Here is a 3,574-nt window from a genome sequence, read left to right on the forward strand (position 1 = left end):
GCGCATGGCCTGCTCAATCCGAAGGGACCGGAAGCCGGCGACCTGCCAAATATCTGGGTCGCGGAAGATGGTTCGGCCGGATATGAGGCGTTCACACGCCTGACCGCACTCGACTCCCTGTTGGATGAAGACGGCTCGGCGCTCATCATCCATGAGGCCGAAGACGACCACATGACCCAGCCTATTGGCGGCGCCGGTGCGCGAGTGGCGTGCGGCGTTATTCAATAGGCACCACCAGATCAGAAATATTGAAAAGCCGCGCAATTTCGCGCGGCTTTTCCACGATTTGGTGGTTGCGAAATTCCAATTCCCGTTACAGGCTTCGCTAAAAATGGGAATTGGGAGGAATAGAATGACTGGATTTTCACGGCGGGAAGCTCTGCTGGGCGGGGCAGCCATCGCGACACTTGCGGCATGCGGACAAACGCCGAGCGACGCCGCAGCCACCGTGCCGACAGGTCCCGTGGCAGCAAAAGCTGTCCCACCAGCCGGTTGGGAAAGCGGTCTCACCATCGCCGCCCGAATTGCCTCCGGCGAAACCACTTCGCTCGTAGAAACGGAAAAAGCCATCGCTCGCGCCAAGGCCGTGAATGGCGATCTCAATGCGATCGCCACCGACAGCTTTGACCAGGCCTTGCGCGACGCAGCCGTCCCCGCGCCGGGAACGTTCAGTGGCGTGCCCACATTCATGAAAGACCTTGTCGGGTGGAAGGGCACGCAATCCATGTGGGGCAGCCGCGCTTTCGTGGGCAATATTTCCCAGGAGGATTCCCCCTTTGCCGCAGCGTGGAGAAAGGGAGGAGTCGTTTCTCTCGGTAAATCCACGACACCCGAAATGGGGCTCATTTCATCAACCGAGCCGCTCGTAACAGGCCCGACCCGCAATCCTTGGGACCTATCCCGAATTCCGGGCGGATCGTCCGGCGGCGCAGCCGCCCTCGTGGCCGCACGTGTCGTCCCGTTCGCGCATGCCAGCGATGGCGGCGGATCCATCCGCATTCCCGCTTCTACGTGTGGTGTTTTTGGGCTGAAGCCATCACGTGCCCGACTGGACAAGCGGGACGCGGCCAACGCTCCGCCTGTCGATATCTCGGTCAACCATGCCGTGACCATCACGGTGCAGGATTCCATTGAGCTGTTTCGTGTGGCGGAGACCAATGACGGGACCTATGCACCCCTCGGAGACATATCGACCCTGAACCGTCCGCTACGGATTGGCTTCGCACCGGACTCGATCAGCGGGACACGCGTGTCCCCTGAAACCACCGCAGCGCTTGAGGACGTCGCGCAGCTCTGCCGGGATCTGGGCCATGAGGTGATCGACTTCAAAGTTCCGCTCGACGGCAAGGAGTTCACCGACAAGTTCCTGCTCTACTGGGCGGCTGGCGCCGCCGAGTTTGCCCAACAGGCCAGCGCCTATTCCGGCAAGCCTATCGGGCCCGACATCGTCGAGCCATGGACGCTCGGCCTGGCCGCCATGTTCCAGGCGCGGCAGTCGGAAATGGAAGACACGATCGCGTATCTCAAGGCATTCGAAGCCGTCTATGACGACTGGTTCAGCGACATGGATGTGCTACTCACACCCGTAACAGGCAGCCCCGCCGTACCGATTGGCGAACAGGCCCCGGATGGAGATTTCGACGCGGTCATGGAGAGTGTTCTGAACTTTGCCGCTTTCACTGCGCCGATGAACGTTGCAGGCGCAGCCTCGATGAGCGTGCCCTTGTCATGGTCGTCGGGCGGCCTGCCGATCGGCTCCATGTTCTCTGCCAAACGGGGCGAGGATGGCCTGCTGTTTGAACTGGCCATGCAGCTCGAAATGACACGCCCCTGGATTGCGCGCACGCCGCCAGTCTCGGCGCTCTGATCCTGCATGGTGTCGCCCTCTGTTTCCTCAACTGACGCAATGACGGCGCCGCTGGTTTTCGGCTACGGAATGGCGGCTGACGGCACCATCGCATCGCTGAACTGGGAGGATGTGACCTCCGGCCGATTGAATGAGTTCAGTCGCCACTGGTTGCACCTCAACCGTTTGTCGCCGGAAGTGAGAACCTGGCTCGCTCGCCAGAGCGGGCTGGACCGTATCGCCACCGAGGCGCTGCTTCAGGAAGACACTCGCCCGCGCTCGACCCGGCATGGTGCTGGTTTCCTGATCAATTTGCGCGGCATGAACCTGAACGAAGGCGAAGCACTGGAAGACATGCTGGCCTTGCGCATGTGGGCCAGCGAAGGCTCTCTGATCACGTTGCGCGCCAAGCCCATCCAGGCGACGCGCGATGTCGAACTGAAGGTCAAAGAGGGCAATGCGCCCAATTCAACGGGCGGCCTTGTTGCCGCCCTTGCCGATGCGTTGACCGACCGGATGGAACCGGAAGTGTCGCGTTTCGATGAACAGGCGGACCAGTTCGAGGATGATCTGCTTGATCCTGGTACGCGTCTCCCGCGCTCCAAACTGTCGGAGTTGCGCCGCCGCGTATTGCAGGTACGTCGCTATATTTTGCCCCAACGCGAGGCACTTTCCCAGCTTGTCCGCGAAGGCACCCAGTCCGGCTTGTTCTCCGATCATGATCTGCTGTTCCTCCGCGAGTCCGCTGATCGGGTCACACGTCTGGCGGAAGAACTCGACACGATCCGGGACCGCTGCACCGTGTTGCAGGAACAGGTGATAGAGGAACGCGCGGAAGTGATGAACCAGCGCTTGTTCGTGCTCTCGATCCTGTCAGCGGTCTTCCTGCCGATCAGCTTCGTGACGGGCCTTTTCGGCGTTAATGTGGGCGGCATGCCGGGGGTTCAAAGCGCCGGCGCATTTGCCATCCTGGTCGGGGCGCTCGCGGTGGCGACCATCCTGATGCTGGCCATCTTCCGCTGGCGACGCTGGATCTGACTCTGCCCTCGCTGATCGGGGCATTTATTAATCACACCTTGCACTGAAACCTGAAATCTGCGCGCCAGCTTTGCCGGATTGCAACAATCGGCTGTTAACTATGATCGAGTGGCGACCTTATTCAGGCGACGCCGCGCCCTATATCTGATACAGCGCCAGCCGTGCGAAAGACTGAACCGTGAACCGATCCTTAAAAATTGCCATTGCTATCTTTGTCGGCCTACTGGCCTGGTTCGTGATCCGGAGTGTCATTCGGGGCGACATCAGCACGCAGCATGAAGATGTCCGGCTGGAAGCCAGCGAGGTCGCGCCCGAAGCGGTCACTTTCACGGTTTCGGCACAAACTCACGGCATCCGCCTCAAGGCCAAGGGCCTGACGGCCCCCGATAAATCGGTGACGGTAAAAGCTGGAACCGCGGGCAACGTAACCTCGACGCCCGTGCGCGAAGGTACGCGCGTCTCACGGGGCACGCTGCTCTGCGGACTGGATGTTGAAGCCCGCGCCGCCCGTCTGGAAGAGGCTGAAGCTCGCCGCGACGCTGCACGGATCGATTTCGAGGCGGCAAGAACATTGGCCGAAAAAGGCCTGGCCCCCGCCAATAATGAAGCCTCCGCGAAGGCAGCTCTCGACGCTGCAGAAGCCTCGGTGAACGCCGCGCGGGTGGAACTTTCCAAGACACAGATTCGGGC

3 protein-coding genes and 1 pseudogene are annotated in these 3,574 nt (G+C 61.1%); all 4 read left to right on the forward strand.

Features of this window, described 5'->3' with window-relative positions:
* A partial coding sequence (locus B4F73_RS10910) for a superoxide dismutase family protein (protein ID WP_290483255.1) occupies positions 1-228 on the forward strand: 228 nt, incomplete at its 5' end.
* Between the two features lie 124 nt (positions 229-352).
* The gene (locus tag B4F73_RS10915; protein ID WP_290479834.1) at positions 353-1,867 is read left to right on the forward strand and encodes an amidase family protein; all 1,515 of its coding nucleotides are present in this window, start codon (positions 353-355) and stop codon (positions 1,865-1,867) included.
* A gap of 39 nt (positions 1,868-1,906) precedes the next feature.
* The gene (locus B4F73_RS10920; RefSeq protein WP_290483256.1) at positions 1,907-2,884 is read left to right on the forward strand and encodes a zinc transporter ZntB; all 978 of its coding nucleotides are present in this window, start codon (positions 1,907-1,909) and stop codon (positions 2,882-2,884) included.
* Positions 2,885-3,062: 178 nt separating this feature from the next.
* Positions 3,063-3,574 (forward strand): annotated as a pseudogene (locus B4F73_RS10925) (efflux transporter periplasmic adaptor subunit); the annotation flags it as partial.

The sequence above is a fragment of the Hyphomonas sp. UBA3601 genome (assembly GCF_002375605.1).
GTDB lineage: Bacteria > Pseudomonadota > Alphaproteobacteria > Caulobacterales > Hyphomonadaceae > Hyphomonas.

Bases quoted from the DNA above. Each gene is read 5' to 3' on its own strand.
- B4F73_RS10915 (WP_290479834.1), top strand. From the start codon at position 353: ATGACTGGATTTTCACGGCGGGAAGCTCTGCTGGGCGGGGCAGCCATC.
- B4F73_RS10920 (WP_290483256.1), top strand. From the start codon at position 1,907: ATGACGGCGCCGCTGGTTTTCGGCTACGGAATGGCGGCTGACGGCACC.